At 39.3% G+C, this 17,075-nt stretch carries 16 protein-coding genes; 15 read left to right on the forward strand and 1 reads right to left on the reverse strand.

Annotated elements, in window-relative coordinates; all coding sequences use genetic code 11:
* Positions 1-9: 9 nt before the first annotated feature.
* The 13 genes from rplQ to gap all read left to right on the forward strand — a co-directional run bounded on the left by rplQ (position 10) and on the right by gap (position 13,088).
* The gene (gene rplQ, locus AB8E63_RS06740) at positions 10-396 is read left to right on the forward strand and encodes a 50S ribosomal protein L17 (protein ID WP_000331493.1); all 387 of its coding nucleotides are present in this window, start codon (positions 10-12) and stop codon (positions 394-396) included.
* A 262-nt stretch (positions 397-658) separates the two neighbouring features.
* Positions 659-925: an ACT domain-containing protein gene (locus tag AB8E63_RS06745; protein ID WP_006149010.1), complete on the forward strand. Its 267-nt coding sequence runs from the start codon at positions 659-661 to the stop codon at positions 923-925.
* A 9-nt stretch (positions 926-934) separates the two neighbouring features.
* Positions 935-2,272 carry a PFL family protein gene (locus AB8E63_RS06750; protein WP_036756204.1) on the forward strand — a complete coding sequence of 446 codons (1,338 nt, stop codon included), beginning with the start codon at positions 935-937 and terminating at the stop codon, positions 2,270-2,272.
* 311 nt (positions 2,273-2,583) lie between these two features.
* The gene (gene rnpA / locus AB8E63_RS06755; protein WP_025169334.1) at positions 2,584-2,955 is read left to right on the forward strand and encodes a ribonuclease P protein component; all 372 of its coding nucleotides are present in this window, start codon (positions 2,584-2,586) and stop codon (positions 2,953-2,955) included.
* Entirely contained in the window at positions 2,930-3,745 is an 816-nt protein-coding gene (locus AB8E63_RS06760) for a YidC/Oxa1 family membrane protein insertase (RefSeq protein ID WP_036756201.1), read from the forward strand. The genes rnpA and AB8E63_RS06760 overlap by 26 nt, the downstream gene beginning before the upstream one ends.
* Positions 3,746-3,759: 14 nt before the next feature.
* The gene (gene jag / locus AB8E63_RS06765) at positions 3,760-4,716 is read left to right on the forward strand and encodes an RNA-binding cell elongation regulator Jag/EloR (RefSeq protein WP_368910480.1); all 957 of its coding nucleotides are present in this window, start codon (positions 3,760-3,762) and stop codon (positions 4,714-4,716) included.
* A gap of 53 nt (positions 4,717-4,769) precedes the next feature.
* Entirely contained in the window at positions 4,770-5,390 is a 621-nt protein-coding gene (locus tag AB8E63_RS06770; RefSeq protein WP_368910481.1) for a ribonuclease P, read from the forward strand.
* Between the two features lie 118 nt (positions 5,391-5,508).
* Positions 5,509-7,485, forward strand: a complete 1,977-nt coding sequence (tkt, locus tag AB8E63_RS06775; RefSeq protein ID WP_368910482.1) for a transketolase — start codon at positions 5,509-5,511, stop codon at positions 7,483-7,485.
* A 120-nt stretch (positions 7,486-7,605) separates the two neighbouring features.
* Positions 7,606-7,926, forward strand: a complete 321-nt coding sequence (gene yajC / locus AB8E63_RS06780; RefSeq protein ID WP_016466451.1) for a preprotein translocase subunit YajC — start codon at positions 7,606-7,608, stop codon at positions 7,924-7,926.
* A gap of 48 nt (positions 7,927-7,974) precedes the next feature.
* The gene (locus tag AB8E63_RS06785; protein WP_368910483.1) at positions 7,975-8,412 is read left to right on the forward strand and encodes a low molecular weight protein-tyrosine-phosphatase; all 438 of its coding nucleotides are present in this window, start codon (positions 7,975-7,977) and stop codon (positions 8,410-8,412) included.
* The gene (locus AB8E63_RS06790; RefSeq protein WP_024056349.1) at positions 8,405-8,818 is read left to right on the forward strand and encodes an MORN repeat-containing protein; all 414 of its coding nucleotides are present in this window, start codon (positions 8,405-8,407) and stop codon (positions 8,816-8,818) included. The genes AB8E63_RS06785 and AB8E63_RS06790 overlap by 8 nt, the downstream gene beginning before the upstream one ends.
* Before the next feature lie 299 nt (positions 8,819-9,117).
* Positions 9,118-11,769: a bifunctional acetaldehyde-CoA/alcohol dehydrogenase gene (gene adhE, locus AB8E63_RS06795; RefSeq protein ID WP_368910484.1), complete on the forward strand. Its 2,652-nt coding sequence runs from the start codon at positions 9,118-9,120 to the stop codon at positions 11,767-11,769.
* A gap of 308 nt (positions 11,770-12,077) precedes the next feature.
* On the forward strand, positions 12,078-13,088 hold the full coding sequence (gene gap / locus AB8E63_RS06800; protein WP_368910485.1) for a type I glyceraldehyde-3-phosphate dehydrogenase: 1,011 nt from the start codon (positions 12,078-12,080) through the stop codon (positions 13,086-13,088).
* 73 nt (positions 13,089-13,161) lie between these two features.
* On the opposite strand, the gene AB8E63_RS06805 is transcribed toward gap, so the two are convergent.
* Positions 13,162-14,037: an RluA family pseudouridine synthase gene (locus tag AB8E63_RS06805; protein WP_368910486.1), complete on the reverse strand. Its 876-nt coding sequence runs from the start codon at positions 14,035-14,037 to the stop codon at positions 13,162-13,164.
* A gap of 88 nt (positions 14,038-14,125) precedes the next feature.
* On the opposite strand from AB8E63_RS06805, the gene pbp2a reads away from it, so the two are divergent.
* The gene (pbp2a, locus tag AB8E63_RS06810; protein WP_368910488.1) at positions 14,126-16,351 is read left to right on the forward strand and encodes a penicillin-binding protein PBP2A; all 2,226 of its coding nucleotides are present in this window, start codon (positions 14,126-14,128) and stop codon (positions 16,349-16,351) included.
* Between the two features lie 183 nt (positions 16,352-16,534).
* Positions 16,535-17,014, forward strand: a complete 480-nt coding sequence (locus AB8E63_RS06815) for a sigma factor (protein WP_368910490.1) — start codon at positions 16,535-16,537, stop codon at positions 17,012-17,014.
* Positions 17,015-17,075: the final 61 nt, after the last annotated feature.

Genomic DNA, 17,075 nt, shown 5'->3' on the forward strand with positions numbered 1-17,075 from the left:
GAGGAATACATGGCTTACCGTAAACTAGGACGCACTAGCTCACAACGTAAAGCAATGCTTCGCGATTTGACAACTGACCTTTTGATCAACGAATCAATCGTGACAACTGAAGCTCGTGCTAAAGAAATCCGTAAAACTGTTGAAAAAATGATTACTCTAGGTAAACGTGGTGATTTGCATGCACGTCGTCAAGCTGCTGCTTTCGTACGTAATGAAATCGCATCTGAAAACTATGATGAAGCAACTGATAAGTACACTTCTACTACAGCACTTCAAAAATTGTTCTCAGAAATCGCACCTCGTTACGCAGAACGTAACGGTGGATACACTCGTATCCTTAAAACTGAACCACGTCGTGGTGATGCAGCGCCAATGGCGATCATCGAATTAGTATAAAATCATCAATTTTGTTGAGTGTTATGATGATGGAGCCTTGTGCTCTTAGTCTAGCTCTGGTCTACCGCTAGGACTTTTGTCCTAGCGGGAACACTCATCATAAGATGATAGGGTAGACGCTTGTTTACGAAATTGTTTTTCTTTTAAGAACAATTTCGTAAGCAGGCGTTTTTTAGTTTTTTTGAAATAAATGTGCTATACTGAGAAAAAAGAAAAATATAGATATGGTTATTTTTCTAGATCTCAAAGATGGAGGACCAATATGAAAGCTATTATAACTGTTGTTGGAAAAGATAAGGGTGGTATTGTTGCAGGTGTTGCGACTAAGATTGCTGAATTAGGATTAAATATTGATGATATTTCACAAACTGTCTTGGATGAGTTCTTCACCATGATGGCTGTAGTATCCAGTGATGAAAAACATGATTTTACTCAACTAAGAAATGAGTTTGAAGCCTTTGGCCAGACCTTGAATGTCAAAATCAATATTCAGAGCGCGGCTATTTTCGATGCTATGTATAATATCTAGGAGGTGCTTATGGATATTAGACAAGTTACCGAAACTATTGCAATGATTGAAGAGCAGAATTTTGATATTCGTACCATTACCATGGGGATTTCTCTACTTGATTGTATTGATCCAGATATTGATAAGGCTGCAGATAAAATATATGAAAAAGTTACGACTAAGGCGGCAAATTTAGTGGCTGTCGGTGATGAAATTGCTGCTGAGTTAGGTATACCTATTGTCAATAAACGTGTATCAGTAACACCTATTTCTCTAATTGGTGCTGCTACAAATGCAAGGGACTATGTACCGTTAGCAAAAGCTTTAGATAGAGCAGCAAAAGAAATTGGTGTCGATTTTATTGGTGGCTTTTCTGCCTTAGTTCAAAAAGGCTACCAAAAAGGAGATGAAATACTCATCAATTCGATTCCACGTGCTTTGGCCGAGACAGACAAAGTGTGCTCGTCTGTCAATATTGGTTCAACCAAGTCAGGAATTAACATGACTGCTGTAGCTGATATGGGTCGAATTATCAAGGAGACAGCTGAGCTTTCAGATATGGGGGCTGCAAAACTTGTCGTTTTTGCCAATGCAGTTGAGGACAATCCTTTTATGGCCGGAGCCTTTCATGGTGTTGGTGAAGCTGATGTTATTATCAATGTAGGTGTTTCAGGGCCTGGTGTTGTCAAACGTGCTTTAGAAAAAGTTCGCGGTCAAAGCTTTGATGTAGTTGCTGAAACTGTTAAAAAGACAGCCTTCAAGATTACTCGGATTGGTCAATTAGTTGGCCAGATGGCTAGTGAAAGACTAGGTGTTGATTTTGGGATTGTTGATTTGAGTTTAGCACCTACTCCTGCAGTGGGGGATTCAGTAGCTCGGGTCCTGGAAGAAATGGGACTGGAAACAGTTGGGACTCATGGGACGACTGCCGCTTTAGCTCTTTTAAATGACCAAGTAAAAAAAGGCGGAGTAATGGCTTGCAACCAAGTCGGTGGTCTGTCAGGTGCTTTCATCCCAGTTTCAGAAGATGAGGGTATGATAGCAGCAGTGCAAAATGGTTCCCTAAATCTTGAGAAATTAGAAGCGATGACTGCTATCTGTTCAGTTGGATTGGATATGATTGCCATTCCAGAAGATACTCCGGCAGAAACGATTGCGGCTATGATTGCGGATGAGGCAGCAATTGGTGTTATTAATATGAAAACCACAGCTGTCCGTATCATTCCAAAGGGTAAAGAAGGCGATATGATTGAGTTTGGTGGCTTGCTAGGAACTGCCCCAGTTATGAAAGTCAATGGAGCTTCTTCGGCTGATTTCATTGCTCGTGGAGGACAGATTCCTGCTCCAATTCATAGTTTTAAAAATTAATAAAAAAATAAAATGATTTAAGTTCAATTTAAGGATAGGTGTGTATACTCTAATCATTAAATAAAGACCTCCTAACTTTATTTAATAGAAATCCTAAACTTTTTCATAATAATCTCCTACAAAAGTCACTCGTAAGAGTGGCTTTTGTTTTGTATTCTCTAATAAAACTAGTAAAATTTCATTGATTCTGGTCAAATTTTTTAAGAATGGCTACTTTTTTCGAAGTCAAACCAGCCTAAAACCTTGCCATGATTGGCTTTTTGAAAAATTATGGTATAATAGTAGTAGTTTTATTAGATGGAGTAGAATTTTTGAGAAAAAGCTTTCGTGTAAAAAAAGAGAAAGATTTCGACGCCATATTTAAAAAGGGAGCAAGTGTAGCTAATCGAAAATTTGTTATTTATCGATTAGAAAACAATGAAACACATTTTCGAGTAGGTTTATCAGTCAGTAAAAAATTAGGAAATGCTGTGACAAGAAACCAAATCAAGAGAAGAATTCGGCATGTTCTCATTCAAAATAGTAATCAACTTGTTGATAATGTCGATTTTGTTGTGATTGCTCGAAAAGGCGTTGAACTACTAGAATATGCAGAAATTGAAAAAAACTTACTTCATGTTTTGAGATTAGCAAAGATTTACCAGGAAGGAAATAAGAGTGAAGAAGAAATTACAATTGACTAGTTTGTTAGGTTTGTCCTTGTTGGTAATGACTGCTTGTGCAACTAGTGAAGTGTCTGCAGATTCTGCAGACTTTTGGAGTAAACTTGTTTATTTTTTTGCTGAAATTATTCGATTTTTGTCATTTGATGTCAGCATTGGTTTAGGGATTATTCTGTTCACAGTCTTGATTAGAACAATACTGTTACCAGTCTTTCAAACACAAATGGTGGCTTCCAGAAAAATGCAAGAGGCGCAACCTCTTATCAAAGAATTGCGCGAACGTTATCCAGGTCGCGACATGGAAAGTCGTACTAAGCTAGATCAGGAAACACGTAAATTATTTAAAGAATTGGGCATTAAGCAATCCGCATCCTTCTGGCCGCTTTTGATTCAAATGCCAATTCTATTGGCTCTTTTCCAAGCTTTATCAAACGTAGATTTTTTGAAGACAGGCCACTTCTTATGGTTCAATCTAGGTGGAGCTGATACCACTTTCGTACTACCTATTTTGGCTGCCCTATTTACCTTCCTCAGTAGCTGGCTTTCAAATAAAGCTTTGCCTGAGAAAAATGGTGCAATGACAGGTATGATGTATGGGATGCCTGTTATAATCTTCTTTTTTGCAATATCTGCTCCAAGTGGTGTCGCTCTGTACTGGGCGGTTTCAAATGCTTATCAAGTATTGCAAACTTACCTTTTGAACAACCCCTTCAAAATCATTGCAGAGCGTGAAGCTGATGTGCAAGCTAAGAAGGTTTTAGAAGTTAAGAAAAGAAAAGCTCTAAAGAAAGCACAGAAAAAGAAAAAGTAAGGAGAAATCTGATAATGGTATTATTTACAGGTTCAACAGTAGAAGAAGCAATCCAAAAGGGATTGAATGAATTAAATATTCCGAGAATGAAAGCTCATATCAAAGTTATTTCGAGAGAGAAAAAGGGATTTTTTGGACTTTTTGGTACAAAACCAGCTCAAGTTGATATCGAAGCAATCAGTGAGACAACCGTTGTAAAAGCAAATCAGCAGGCAATCAAGGGTGTTCCAAAAGAAATTAATGATCAAAATGATCCAGTTAAAACAGTCAGTGAAGCGACAGTTGATTTGGGACATGTAGTTGCTGCTATCAAGAAAATTGAAGAAGAAGGCCAAGAAATTTCTGAAGAAGTCAAGGCTGAAATTCTTAAGAATGATAAAGAAGCCAGCACGATTTTAGAAGAAACAGGCCATATTGAAGTTTTAAAAGAATTGCAACCTGAAGAAACTCAAGATGAAGTTGAGCCTGAAAAAGGCAGCGACTTAGAAAATCTTGGTTTGAAAGTCGAGCCAACATACGACACCGAAAAGGTTGTTGAAGAAGTAACCAATTATGTTCAAGCAATCATCGATCATATGGATGTTGAGGGAACTATTTCTAGCACCTCTAACCGTCGCTCTATCAACATGCAAATCGATACCAATGAGCCAGGTCGTATCATTGGTTACCATGGTAAGGTTTTGAAATCTCTTCAACTTTTGGCACAAAATTACCTCTACAATCGTTATTCAAAAACTTTCTACATTACTATCAACGTGAATGATTATGTAGAACATCGTGCAGAAGTGTTACAAAGTTATGCTCAAAAATTAGCTACACGTGTCTTGGAAGAAGGTCGTAGTCAGATGACAGATCCAATGTCAAGCAGTGAGCGTAAAATTATCCACCGTATTATCTCACGAATGGAAGGTGTAACGAGCTACTCTGAAGGTGATGAACCAAATCGTTACGTTGTAGTTGACACAGAATAAAAAATGAAAAATCAGGGGAAACCTGATTTTTTTCTAACTAAAGGAGGAATAAAATGAAAGAAATCAAGGACTATCTTGCTTATCAAGGGGAACAGTACCGGAATCCTGAAAAAGCAGGAGCTGAAAAGGATATAATGCTAGACCTGCGTCAAAAAGGGCAGGAAGCGCGAAAGGCATTTACTCACCTAGCGGAATGTTTTCAAGCAAGGCATTCCGATTGGAATTTACACCCAACCAGTCAATGGATGAATCAAGCGCAGAGATTACGACCGCATTTCTGGGTTTATTTACAGAGAGAGGGGCATGTAACAGAGCCCATGATGGCTCTTCGTTTGTATGGAAATCAGAATAATTGGGGAATCTCTATAGAAGTCAGCTTTGTAGAGAGAAAGAAAGATGAGGCTACCTTGCCAAAACAGGCTAAAATATTGGATATCCCAGTGGTTGATGGAATCTATTATTGGGTTCAGAAAAACGATGAAAACTATAGAGTACAAGCTACTGAGGAGAATAGACAACTTTTAAGACAACAATTATCCAATCAGGAGATTCGTAAGGTTTTAGTAAAAGTTGATATTCCAGTAGCCGATGAAGATACTATAGATAAGGTTCTAGATAAACTTGATAGAGGTTTTGAAAAACTATCACCTTACTATCAAGTGACTAGAGATTAGTATAATCGGCTGAGTCAATTTATAGTAAATTGTTTTATTGCTATTCTAGGTATTTTTTCATATAATAGTAGAATAGGATATGTGATAAACATATCACCTTAAATAGGAAGGAAATTCTATGTCAAATCTATCTGTTAATGCTATTCGTTTCTTAGGTATTGACGCTATTAATAAAGCTAATTCAGGTCACCCAGGGGTGGTTATGGGTGCAGCTCCGATGGCTTACAACCTTTTCACTAAAGAACTTCGTATCAATCCAGCTCAACCAAACTGGATCAACCGCGACCGTTTTATTCTTTCAGCGGGTCACGGATCAATGCTTCTCTATGCCCTTCTTTACCTTTCTGGATTTGAAGATGTGAGCATGGATGAAGTGAAGAGCTTCCGTCAATGGGGTTCTAAAACTCCAGGTCACCCAGAATTTGGTCATACAGCAGGGGTTGATGCAACAACAGGTCCTCTAGGACAAGGGATTGCGACTGCGACAGGTTTTGCACAAGCAGAACGTTTCCTTGCAGCCAAGTATAACCGCGAAGGTTATAACATCTTTGATCACTACACATATGTTATTTGTGGAGATGGTGACTTGATGGAAGGTGTATCAAGTGAAGCTGCTTCTTATGCAGGTTTGCAGAAACTTGACAAATTGGTTGTTCTCTATGATTCAAATGATATCAACTTGGACGGTGAGACAAAAGATTCATTCACAGAGAGTGTTCGCGATCGTTACAATGCTTACGGCTGGCATACAGCCTTGGTAGAAGATGGGACAGACTTAGAAGCTATTCAAGCAGCTATTGAAGAAGCTAAGGCTTCAGGGAAACCATCTTTGATTGAAGTGAAAACTGTTATTGGTTATGGTTCGCCAAACAAACAAGGAACTAATGCCGTACACGGTGCTCCTCTTGGTGCAGACGAAACTGCTGCAACTCGTCAAGCCCTTGGTTGGGACTACGAACCATTTGAAATCCCAGCAGAAGTTTATGCTGATTTCAAAGAAAATGTTGCGGACCGAGGTGCATCCGCATATGAAACATGGACAAAACTAGTTGCAGATTATAAAGAAGCTTACCCAGAGCTTGCTGCAGAAGTGGAAGCAATCATCGACGGGCGCGATCCAGTTGAATTGACTCCAGAAGACTTCCCGGCTTTAGAAAATGGCTTCTCTCAAGCAACTCGTAACTCAAGCCAAGATGCTTTAAATGTAGTGGCTGCTAAATTGCCAACCTTCCTTGGTGGATCAGCTGACCTTGCTCATTCAAATATGACCTACATCAAAACTGACGGACTTCAGGACGATGCAAATCGTTTGAACCGTAATATCCAATTTGGTGTTCGTGAATTTGCAATGGGTACAGTTTTGAACGGAATGGCTCTTCACGGTGGACTTCGAGTTTACGGTGGAACTTTCTTCGTATTCTCAGACTACCTTAAAGCGGCAGTTCGTTTGTCAGCTCTACAAGGTCTTCCTGTAACCTATGTCTTTACTCACGATTCAATCGCAGTTGGTGAAGATGGACCAACTCACGAACCAATTGAGCACTTGGCAGGACTTCGTGCGATTCCAAATCTCAACGTTTTCCGTCCAGCAGATGCGCGTGAAACTCAAGCAGCTTGGTATCTTGCAGTGAATAGTGAGAAAACACCAACTGCCCTCGTCTTGACTCGTCAAAACTTGACTGTTGAGGAAGGAACTGACTTTAATAAGGTTGCGAAAGGTGCTTATGTTGTCTATGAAAATGCAGCAGACTTTGACACGATTTTGATTGCAACAGGTTCAGAAGTGAACCTAGCTGTTGCAGCTGCGAAGGAATTGGCAAGTCAAGGTGGAAAAGTTCGCGTAGTCAGCATGCCATCTACGGATGTCTTTGATGTACAAGATGCCGCATACAAAGAAGAAATCCTACCAAATGCAGTTCGTCGCCGTGTGGCGGTTGAAATGGGAGCGACTCAAAACTGGTACAAATACGTTGGTCTTGATGGTGCAGTTCTCGGTATTGATACCTTTGGAGCATCTGCCCCAGCACCAAAAGTATTGGCAGAGTATGGATTTACAGTTGAAAATCTAGTCAAAGTCGTTCAAAACTTGAAATAATCACAAAAATCAGAGTGAAAACTCTGATTTTTTATAACCATAAAAACAAGGCACAACCTTGTAAAAGTAGTTGAAATTTGATATAGTAGTTTTATCTGAATTACAAAGGAGTAAAAAATAATGGGTGGGAATTTAACATTCTTGATTATGCTTGTTTTGATGTTCGGCTTGATGTTCTTCATGCAACGTTCTCAAAAGAAACAAGCTGAAAAACGTATGGAGAGCCTCAACAAACTTCAAAAAGGCTACGAAGTAATCACTATCGGTGGTCTCTACGGCACAGTCGACGAAGTTGATACTGAAAACAAAACGATTGTACTTGATGTAGACGGAGTATACTTGACTTTTGAATTAGGCGCAATTAGAACAGTTTTGCCAGTCAAAGAAGCTGTCACACCTGAAGGTACAGTTGTCGATGGTGAAAGCGCGATTGAAGAATAAAACGGGGTGGCTCTCATACCCCTTTTTCTATGAAGATGAGGAACAATAATGAAGAAAGTTGTTTTTGTATGTCTTGGTAATATTTGCCGTAGTCCTATGGCAGAATTTGTTATGAAATCTTTAACCGATGAATATGATATTGAAAGTAGAGCAACTTCTACTTGGGAACACGGCAATCCAATCCACAAAGGGACTCAGAAAATTTTTAAAGCTCACGAGATTCCTTACGATTCATCAAAAACATCACAGCAAATTTCTAAGGATGATTTTGAATATTTTGATTATGTCATTGGAATGGACGAGTCCAATCTTCTAGATTTGACTCGGATGTGTCCTCAAGACCAACAACACAAGATAGAGGCGTTTGCTTCTGAGGATGTTCCTGATCCATGGTATACAGGTGATTTTGATGAAACTTATGATCGAGTTTTAACTGGTTGCCAAGCTTGGCTAACACGTTTAGAAAATGAGGCAAAAAATGGATAATTTAAAGAAATTCTATGATAAATACAGTGTCTATATAACGCGTCCTCGTTTGGAAATTGCAACGGTAGTAGTCATAGCTCTTTGTGCTATATTTGTATTTGTAGGGAATATGCCTAAGCAAGGAGTTTTAAAACTGGACGGCGATTCACTTGTATATGATGGAAGTATTGTTCGCGGAAAGATGAATGGCAAAGGTACAATGACCTTCTCAAATGGGGATACTTATACTGGTGAATTTAAAAATGGAGCATTTAATGGTAAAGGAACCTACCAAGCTAAAGAGGGCTGGGTTTATGAAGGGGACTTTGTTAATGGCCAAGCTGAAGGAAAAGGAAAACTGACTACAGAGCAAGAAGTTGTCTATGAAGGCGACTTTAAACAAGGGCTCTTTCAACAAGCACAATAACCTCCTCTTAGAGGGGGTTATATACCGCACCTACAGAAAGCGCTTACATGGAAATTGAAACACCTTTCAATACCTTTTTACAATGAAGTTTGTGAAAAATAAAAGTTTTATAGGATTATTCACAAAGTATAAGTTAAAAAGTGTATGGGTAGGGCTATGCAAAATTGTTTTCACAAGCAAATAAAAAAAGTTTGTGAAATTTCTATGAAACTGTTTACAAATCTTAAAAAAAGAGTTATAATAAGATTGTGAAAAATTTAACAAAGGACTTACAATCCTTGAAAGCTATGGAGGAAAATATGGCTGATAAAAAAACTGTAACACCAGAGGAAAAGAAACTCGCTGCTGAAAAGCATGTCGATGGTTTGGTGCAAAAAGCTTTGGTTGCCCTTGAAGAAATGCGTAAACTTGACCAAGATCAAGTCGATTATATCGTAGCAAAAGCTTCAGTAGCAGCACTTGATGCCCACGGGGAATTGGCTCTACATGCCTTTGAAGAAACAGGACGTGGTGTCTTTGAAGACAAAGCGACTAAGAACTTGTTTGCTTGTGAGCACGTAGTGAACAACATGCGCCACACTAAAACAGTTGGTGTTATCGAAGAAGATGATGTAACAGGATTGACTCTGATTGCTGAACCGGTCGGTGTTGTTTGTGGGATCACTCCAACAACAAACCCTACTTCAACAGCAATCTTTAAAGCGTTGATTTCATTGAAGACTCGTAATCCTATTGTCTTTGCATTCCACCCATCAGCTCAAGAATCATCAGCTCACGCTGCTCAAATCGTACGTGATGCAGCGATTAAAGCAGGAGCTCCTGAAAACTGTGTACAGTGGATTACTGAACCATCTATGGAAGCAACTAGTGCATTGATGAACCACGAAGGTGTTGCAACAATCCTTGCAACAGGTGGGAATGCCATGGTTAAAGCGGCATACTCATGTGGTAAACCAGCTCTTGGGGTAGGTGCCGGAAACGTTCCAGCTTATGTTGAAAAATCAGCTAATATCCGCCAAGCTGCTCACGATATCGTAATGTCTAAATCATTTGATAACGGTATGGTCTGTGCATCTGAGCAAGCGGTTATCATTGATAAAGAAATTTACGATGAATTTGTAGCAGAGTTCAAATCTTACCACACTTACTTTGTAAACAAAAAAGAAAAAGCTCTTCTTGAAGAGTTCTGCTTCGGCGTGAAAGCAAACAGCAAAAACTGTGCTGGTGCAAAATTGAACGCTGACATCGTTGGTAAACCAGCAACTTGGATTGCAGAACAAGCAGGATTTACTGTTCCAGAAGGAACAAACATTCTTGCTGCAGAATGTAAAGAAGTTGGCGAAAAAGAGCCGTTGACTCGTGAAAAATTATCACCAGTTATCGCAGTTTTGAAATCTGAAAGCCGCGAAGACGGTATTGCAAAAGCTCGTCAAATGGTTGAATTTAATGGTCTTGGGCACTCAGCAGCTATCCATACAGCTGATGAAGAATTGACTAAAGAATTTGGTAAAGCTGTTAAAGCTATTCGTGTTATCTGTAACTCACCTTCTACTTTCGGTGGTATCGGGGATGTTTATAATGCCTTCTTGCCATCATTGACACTCGGATGTGGTTCTTACGGACGTAACTCAGTTGGGGATAACGTTAGCGCCATTAACCTCTTGAATATCAAAAAAGTCGGAAGACGGAGAAATAACATGCAATGGATGAAACTTCCTTCAAAAACATACTTTGAACGTGATTCAATTCAATACCTTCAAAAATGTCGTGACGTTGAGCGTGTCATGATCGTTACAGACCACGCTATGGTAGAACTTGGTTTCCTTGATCGTATCATCGAACAACTTGATCTTCGTCGCAATAAGGTTGTTTACCAAATCTTTGCAGATGTAGAGCCAGATCCAGACATCACAACTGTTGAACGTGGTACAGAAATCATGCGTTCATTCAAACCAGATACAATCATCGCTCTTGGTGGTGGATCACCAATGGATGCTGCTAAAGTAATGTGGCTCTTCTACGAACAACCAGAAGTGGACTTCCGTGACCTTGTACAAAAATTCATGGATATCCGTAAACGTGCCTTCAAATTCCCATTGCTTGGTAAGAAGACTAAATTCATCGCCATCCCAACTACATCTGGTACAGGATCTGAAGTAACTCCATTTGCCGTTATCTCTGATAAAGCAAACAACCGTAAATACCCAATCGCTGACTACTCATTGACACCAACTGTGGCAATCGTAGACCCTGCCTTGGTGTTGACAGTTCCTGGATTTGTTGCTGCTGATACTGGTATGGACGTATTGACTCACGCGACTGAAGCTTACGTATCACAAATGGCTAGCGACTACACTGATGGTCTTGCTCTTCAAGCTATCAAACTTGTATTCGAAAACCTTGAAAGTTCAGTGAAGAATGCAGATTTCCACTCACGTGAGAAAATGCATAACGCTTCAACAATTGCTGGTATGGCCTTTGCGAATGCCTTCCTAGGTATTTCTCACTCAATGGCTCACAAGATTGGTGCGCAATTCCACACAGTTCACGGACGTACAAATGCAATCTTGCTTCCATACGTTATCCGTTACAACGGTACACGCCCAGCTAAGACAGCTACATGGCCTAAGTACAACTACTACCGTGCAGATGAGAAGTATCAAGATATCGCTCGTATGCTTGGACTTCCAGCTTCTACACCAGAAGAAGGGGTTGCATCTTATGCTAAAGCTGTTTACGAACTCGGTGAGCGCGTAGGTATCGAAATGAACTTCAAAGCACAAGGTGTTGACGAGAAAGAATGGAAAGAACATTCACGTGAATTGGCCTTCCTTGCTTATGAAGATCAATGTTCACCTGCAAACCCACGTCTTCCAATGGTTGATCATATGCAAGAAATCATCGAAGATGCTTACTATGGTTACAAAGAAAGACCAGGACGTCTTAAATAATTGATTATCAGTCAGAGGCAGGAGTAATCCTGTCTCTTTTTATAATTTTCTAAAATATAAGAGTTTGAGGATTTGACAAAAAGAGTTTGGAAATATGATAAAGAGAAAGGACAAAAGACTTTTAACTATGGTAATTTAGATAAATTAGAGTCTTTGAAAAGCATAAAACTGAAATGAAAATCGACGTCAGCGCTTGCAATTAAACTCAAATAGTTATATAATAGGTTTGTTGAAAGGTGATTTGTAGTGATTCAAGTTACTCTTTTCACAATAAAATTTTCATGATTTTCATAAGGAGGAAATCACTAATGGTAGTTAAAGTTGGTATTAACGGTTTCGGACGTATCGGTCGTCTTGCTTTCCGCCGTATCCAAAACGTAGAAGGTGTTGAAGTTACTCGCATCAACGACCTTACAGATCCAGTTATGCTTGCGCACTTGTTGAAATACGACACAACTCAAGGTCGTTTCGACGGTACTGTAGAAGTTAAAGAAGGTGGATTCGAAGTTAACGGTAAATTCATCAAAGTTTCTGCTGAACGTGATCCAGAACAAATCGACTGGGCTAACGACGGTGTAGAAATCGTTCTTGAAGCAACTGGTTTCTTTGCTAAGAAAGAAGCTGCTGAAAAACACTTGCACCCAGGTGGAGCTAAGAAAGTTGTTATCACTGCTCCTGGTGGAAACGACGTTAAAACAGTTGTATTCAATACTAACCACGACGTTCTTGACGGAACTGAAACAGTTATCTCAGGTGCTTCATGTACTACAAACTGTTTGGCTCCTATGGCTAAAGCTCTTCAAGACAACTTTGGTGTTGTAGAAGGATTGATGACTACTATCCACGCTTACACTGGTGACCAAATGATCCTTGACGGACCACACCGTGGTGGTGACCTTCGTCGTGCTCGTGCTGGTGCAGCTAACATCGTTCCTAACTCAACTGGTGCTGCTAAAGCTATCGGTCTTGTAATCCCAGAATTGAACGGTAAACTTGACGGATCTGCACAACGCGTTCCAACTCCAACTGGATCAGTTACTGAATTGGTAGCTGTTCTTGAAAAGAACGTTACTGTTGATGAAGTGAACGCAGCTATGAAAGCAGCTTCAAACGAATCATACGGTTACACAGAAGATCCAATCGTATCTTCAGATATCGTAGGTATGTCTTACGGTTCATTGTTTGACGCAACTCAAACTAAAGTTCTTGACGTTGACGGTAAACAATTGGTTAAAGTTGTTTCATGGTACGACAACGAAATGTCATACACTGCACAACTTGTACGTACTCTTGAATACTTCGCAAAAATCGCTAAATAATTCCTGAGTCGATAAAAGCAAGACCAACTGGTCTTGCTTTTTTGTATCTATCATAACAAAATGGATGATTTTATCATCCATTTTGTTTTAATTCTCTTTCAAATGTATCTGATAACGCAGTAAAACTTAATTTATTTAGGGTTAACGGGTGGATGAAAGATAGTTTGAATGCGTGTAGCATCAGTCTCTTAGTTTTTGAGTGTGGGTTGTAGAGAGGGTCTCCTAGGATTGGATGTCCGTGGTGAGATAGATGAACCCGAATCTGATGAGTTCGTCCTGTTTTTAATCTACAACGAACGAGACTAGTTTTGTTTTGAAAATTCTTTAATCGACTTACCTGGGTTTCAGCGTATTGGCCATTTTTTTGATCGATGACCCGTTTTCTACGATCATGTCGATTACGCCCGATTTTATCTCGAAAGATCAGTTCTTTGGCTTCTGTTTTTCCCTCCACTAAGGCCCAGTATTCTCGCGAAATCTCTTTTTTCTCTAATAATCGATTTAAGATAGGAAGTATGAAGGGGTTTTTAGCAAATAGTACGAGGCCACTTGTTTCTTTGTCTAGTCTATGAACGACATAGCAAGTTTGACCTACATAGGCGCTGACATGATTGAGAAGAGCAATCTCATCGGGTTGATTTCCATGCGTTTTCATACCCTCGGGTTTGTTGACAATGATCAAATGTTGGTCTTGATAGACTTCTTTGACAAGTTTGGGATTTCCCCATAGAATTTTTTTTGTAGGATAATCTTCCTCGTCGAAAATTAGTTGGCATTCATCGCCAGGTTTGATAGTTTGGTGCCAGTGAACCTCTTCTTGGTTGATGAGGATATGCTTCTTAACTCTTAAAAAATGACGTATTTTTCGAGGGATTAACAGTTGTTCTTCTAGGAAGAACTTGACCGTCATTTCGGGTAGAGACTCAGGGACAGTAAAGGTAAATTTCATACAGATATTGTAACAAAAATTAGTTTATTTGGACAGAGGAACTAGCTAAATTCTTGTCTTCCTATGGGGAAGATGATAAAATAAACGCATGAAATTAGATACATTATTTGAAAAATTTCTTTCCTTATTTAAGAAAGAAGAATCTGAAATTGAAGAAACAGAGACTAATGAAGTTGAACATGAAGGTGACGGGTCTAGTAATCTACGACGTTCAAGATCAGGGCGGAAGAAAGCTGGGGCAGTTGGTCCTATCCGAAAATTCTGGCGCCGTTATCATCTGACAAAAATTTTTCTGATTATAGGACTAAGTGCAAGCCTTTTTGTTGGGGTCTATCTATTTGCTCTAGCAAAATCGACAAATGTGACAGATTTGCAAAATGCTTTAAAAACACGTACTCTGATTTTTGACAGAGAAGAAAAAGAAGCAGGCGCCCTGTCAGGTCAAAAAGGCACCTATGTCGAACTTTCGGATATTAGTGAAGATTTGCAGAATGCTGTTATTGCGACAGAAGATAGAAGTTTCTATAAAAATAGTGGAATTAACTATGCTCGTTTTTTCCTAGCGATAGTGACGGCTGGACGCTCAGGTGGTGGTTCTACAATTACTCAGCAGTTGGCGAAAAATGCCTATCTTTCTCAAGACCAAACTGTTCAGAGAAAGGCAAAAGAATTCTTTCTAGCTTTAGAGCTAACTAAAAAGTATAGTAAGAAAGAGATTCTGGCTATGTACTTGAACAATGCCTACTTCGGAAATGGGGTTTGGGGTGTTGAAGATGCAAGTAAAAAATACTTTGGGGTTTCAGCTTCTCAACTGACGCTTGATGAAGCTGCAACTTTAGCCGGAATGCTCAAAGGGCCAGAATTGTATAACCCTTTGAATTCTATTGAAGATTCTACTAATCGTAGAGACACCGTCCTACAAAACATGGTCGCTGCTGGTTATATTGATAAGGACAAAGAAGCGGAAGCTTCGGGTGTTGATATGGCCTCTCAGCTTCAGGATGCTTACGAGGGGAAAATTTCAGACTATCGTTATCCTTCTTACTTTGATGCAGTTGTTAATGAAGCAATTGAAAAATATAATCTAACTGAAGAAGAAATTGTGAACAACGGCTATCGTATATACACGGAATTAGATCAGAATTACCAGGCTAATATGCAGGTCATTTATGAAAACACAGATCTCTTTCCAACCGCAGAAGATGGAACTCATGCTGAGTCAGGCAGTGTTGCTCTAGAGCCAAAAACAGGAGGAGTTCGAGGAGTTGTTGGTCGTGTAGCAGGAGATGATAAAGCTGGTTTCCGAAATTTCAACTATGCGACTCAATCAAAAAGAAGCCCAGGTTCAACTATTAAGCCCTTAGTTGTCTATACCCCAGCAGTCGAAGCTGGTTGGGCTCTAAATAAAGAGTTGGATAATCATACTATGGAGTATGGTGATTACAAGGTCGATAACTACGCAGGAATCAAAACATCTCCAGAAGTTCCAATGTACCAAGCTTTAGCTGAATCCCTAAACCTTCCTGCAGTAGCCACGGTTAAGGAACTTGGTATTGACAAGGCTTTTGAATCAGGCGAAAGATTCGGGCTTAACTTAACCAATGTAGATCGTGTGTTGGGTGTTGCACTGGGTGGTGGTGTGGAAACTAGTCCACTACAAATGGCGCAAGCTTATGCAGCGTTCGCAAACGAAGGTTTGATGCCTGAAGCGCATTTCATTACACGTATTGAAAATGCAAGTGGTCAAGTCATTGCTACACATAAGAATTCTCAAAAACGAGTGATAGACAAGTCAGTAGCAGATAAAATGACTAGCATGATGTTAGGGACCTTCACAAATGGGACAGGAATCAGTTCATCCCCAGATGATTATGTTATGGCTGGGAAAACAGGTACAACAGAAGCGGCCTTCAACCCGGTGTATACAAGCGACCAGTGGGTTATTGGTTATACACCTGATGTGGTAATCAGTCACTGGCTCGGTTTCCCGACAACCGATGAAAATCATTATCTAGCAGGTTCAACATCAAATGGCGCCGCTCATATTTTTAGAAGTATGGCAGAAACAATTCTTCCTTATACACCAGGAAGTACATTTACAGTTGAAAATGCCTATAAGATAAATGGAATTGCTCCTGAAAATGTTACGAATCAGTCTACTGACAATGCTAGAGGGCAGTCAAATGACTCTATAAGTGACATTCAAAGTCGAGCTCAGAACCTTATTGATGAAGCAGAAAAAGCTATTTCAGATGCAAAAATTAAAGAAAAGGCAAAAACTGTTTGGGATACAATTGTAGATTTGTTCCAATAAATTTTTAAAAGACAAGAGCATAACTCTTGTCTTTTTTTATATCCTAAAAAGTCCCAAAAAACTTCCCAATGAAATATTAAACATTCAAAAAAATATAATCAGGTAAGATAAGTAACAAAATAGAAGAAATGTCATAATTCGTCTCAACCTCTGTTATACTAATGGCAGAAAAGGAGAAAGATTATGTTAGACATGAATTACCATGAAGTAAAAGCTATTGTGCACAAATGTAGAAAAGAATACTACCTTCATTTATGGGAAAAAGAAGATTGGGATCAAGAGGGAATGATTTGCCTACATGAATTATTAGAAAATTATCCTAGCTTTAAGGAAAACAAGAATAAGGAATTTTATACCTACTTCAAAACAAAGTTTCGAAATCGAATTTTGGATGCAGTTAGGAAACAAGAAAGTTATAAAAGAAGATTGGATCGACAAGCTTATGAAGAAGTGAGCGAAATTAGCCATCGATTAGGGGAAGGGGGGCTGTTGATAGATGAGTCTTACGCATTACAAGAAGTGCTTAAAGAGTATCGAGCAGGATTAGGAAAAGAAAGATTGGAGTTATTTGAACGATTGTTAGCTGATGAGCGATTCAAAGGAAGAAAAACAATGTTGAAAGAACTAAAGCATGTGCTAAGAGATTTTTCTCCAAAAAGATAAAAAAATAAACCCAATATCTTGACAAGGCAAAAAAAGTCGGTATAATAGAAAGAGTTGAAAA

The sequence above is a fragment of the Streptococcus sp. oral taxon 061 genome (assembly GCF_964211575.1).
In the GTDB taxonomy this organism is placed as follows: domain Bacteria; phylum Bacillota; class Bacilli; order Lactobacillales; family Streptococcaceae; genus Streptococcus.

What these genes read in the sequence shown, in the direction of transcription:
- AB8E63_RS06770 (WP_368910481.1), top strand. Translation starts at nt 4,770, where the DNA reads ATGAAAGAAATCAAGGACTATCTTGCTTATCAAGGGGAACAGTACCGG.
- gap (WP_368910485.1), top strand. Translation starts at nt 12,078, where the DNA reads ATGGTAGTTAAAGTTGGTATTAACGGTTTCGGACGTATCGGTCGTCTT.
- adhE (WP_368910484.1), top strand. Translation starts at nt 9,118, where the DNA reads ATGGCTGATAAAAAAACTGTAACACCAGAGGAAAAGAAACTCGCTGCT.
- yajC (WP_016466451.1), top strand. Translation starts at nt 7,606, where the DNA reads ATGGGTGGGAATTTAACATTCTTGATTATGCTTGTTTTGATGTTCGGC.
- tkt (WP_368910482.1), top strand. Translation starts at nt 5,509, where the DNA reads ATGTCAAATCTATCTGTTAATGCTATTCGTTTCTTAGGTATTGACGCT.
- pbp2a (WP_368910488.1), top strand. Translation starts at nt 14,126, where the DNA reads ATGAAATTAGATACATTATTTGAAAAATTTCTTTCCTTATTTAAGAAA.
- AB8E63_RS06790 (WP_024056349.1), top strand. Translation starts at nt 8,405, where the DNA reads ATGGATAATTTAAAGAAATTCTATGATAAATACAGTGTCTATATAACG.
- AB8E63_RS06750 (WP_036756204.1), top strand. Translation starts at nt 935, where the DNA reads ATGGATATTAGACAAGTTACCGAAACTATTGCAATGATTGAAGAGCAG.
- AB8E63_RS06815 (WP_368910490.1), top strand. Translation starts at nt 16,535, where the DNA reads ATGTTAGACATGAATTACCATGAAGTAAAAGCTATTGTGCACAAATGT.
- AB8E63_RS06785 (WP_368910483.1), top strand. Translation starts at nt 7,975, where the DNA reads ATGAAGAAAGTTGTTTTTGTATGTCTTGGTAATATTTGCCGTAGTCCT.
- rplQ (WP_000331493.1), top strand. Translation starts at nt 10, where the DNA reads ATGGCTTACCGTAAACTAGGACGCACTAGCTCACAACGTAAAGCAATG.
- jag (WP_368910480.1), top strand. Translation starts at nt 3,760, where the DNA reads ATGGTATTATTTACAGGTTCAACAGTAGAAGAAGCAATCCAAAAGGGA.
- AB8E63_RS06805 (WP_368910486.1), bottom strand. Translation starts at nt 14,037, where the DNA reads ATGAAATTTACCTTTACTGTCCCTGAGTCTCTACCCGAAATGACGGTC.
- AB8E63_RS06745 (WP_006149010.1), top strand. Translation starts at nt 659, where the DNA reads ATGAAAGCTATTATAACTGTTGTTGGAAAAGATAAGGGTGGTATTGTT.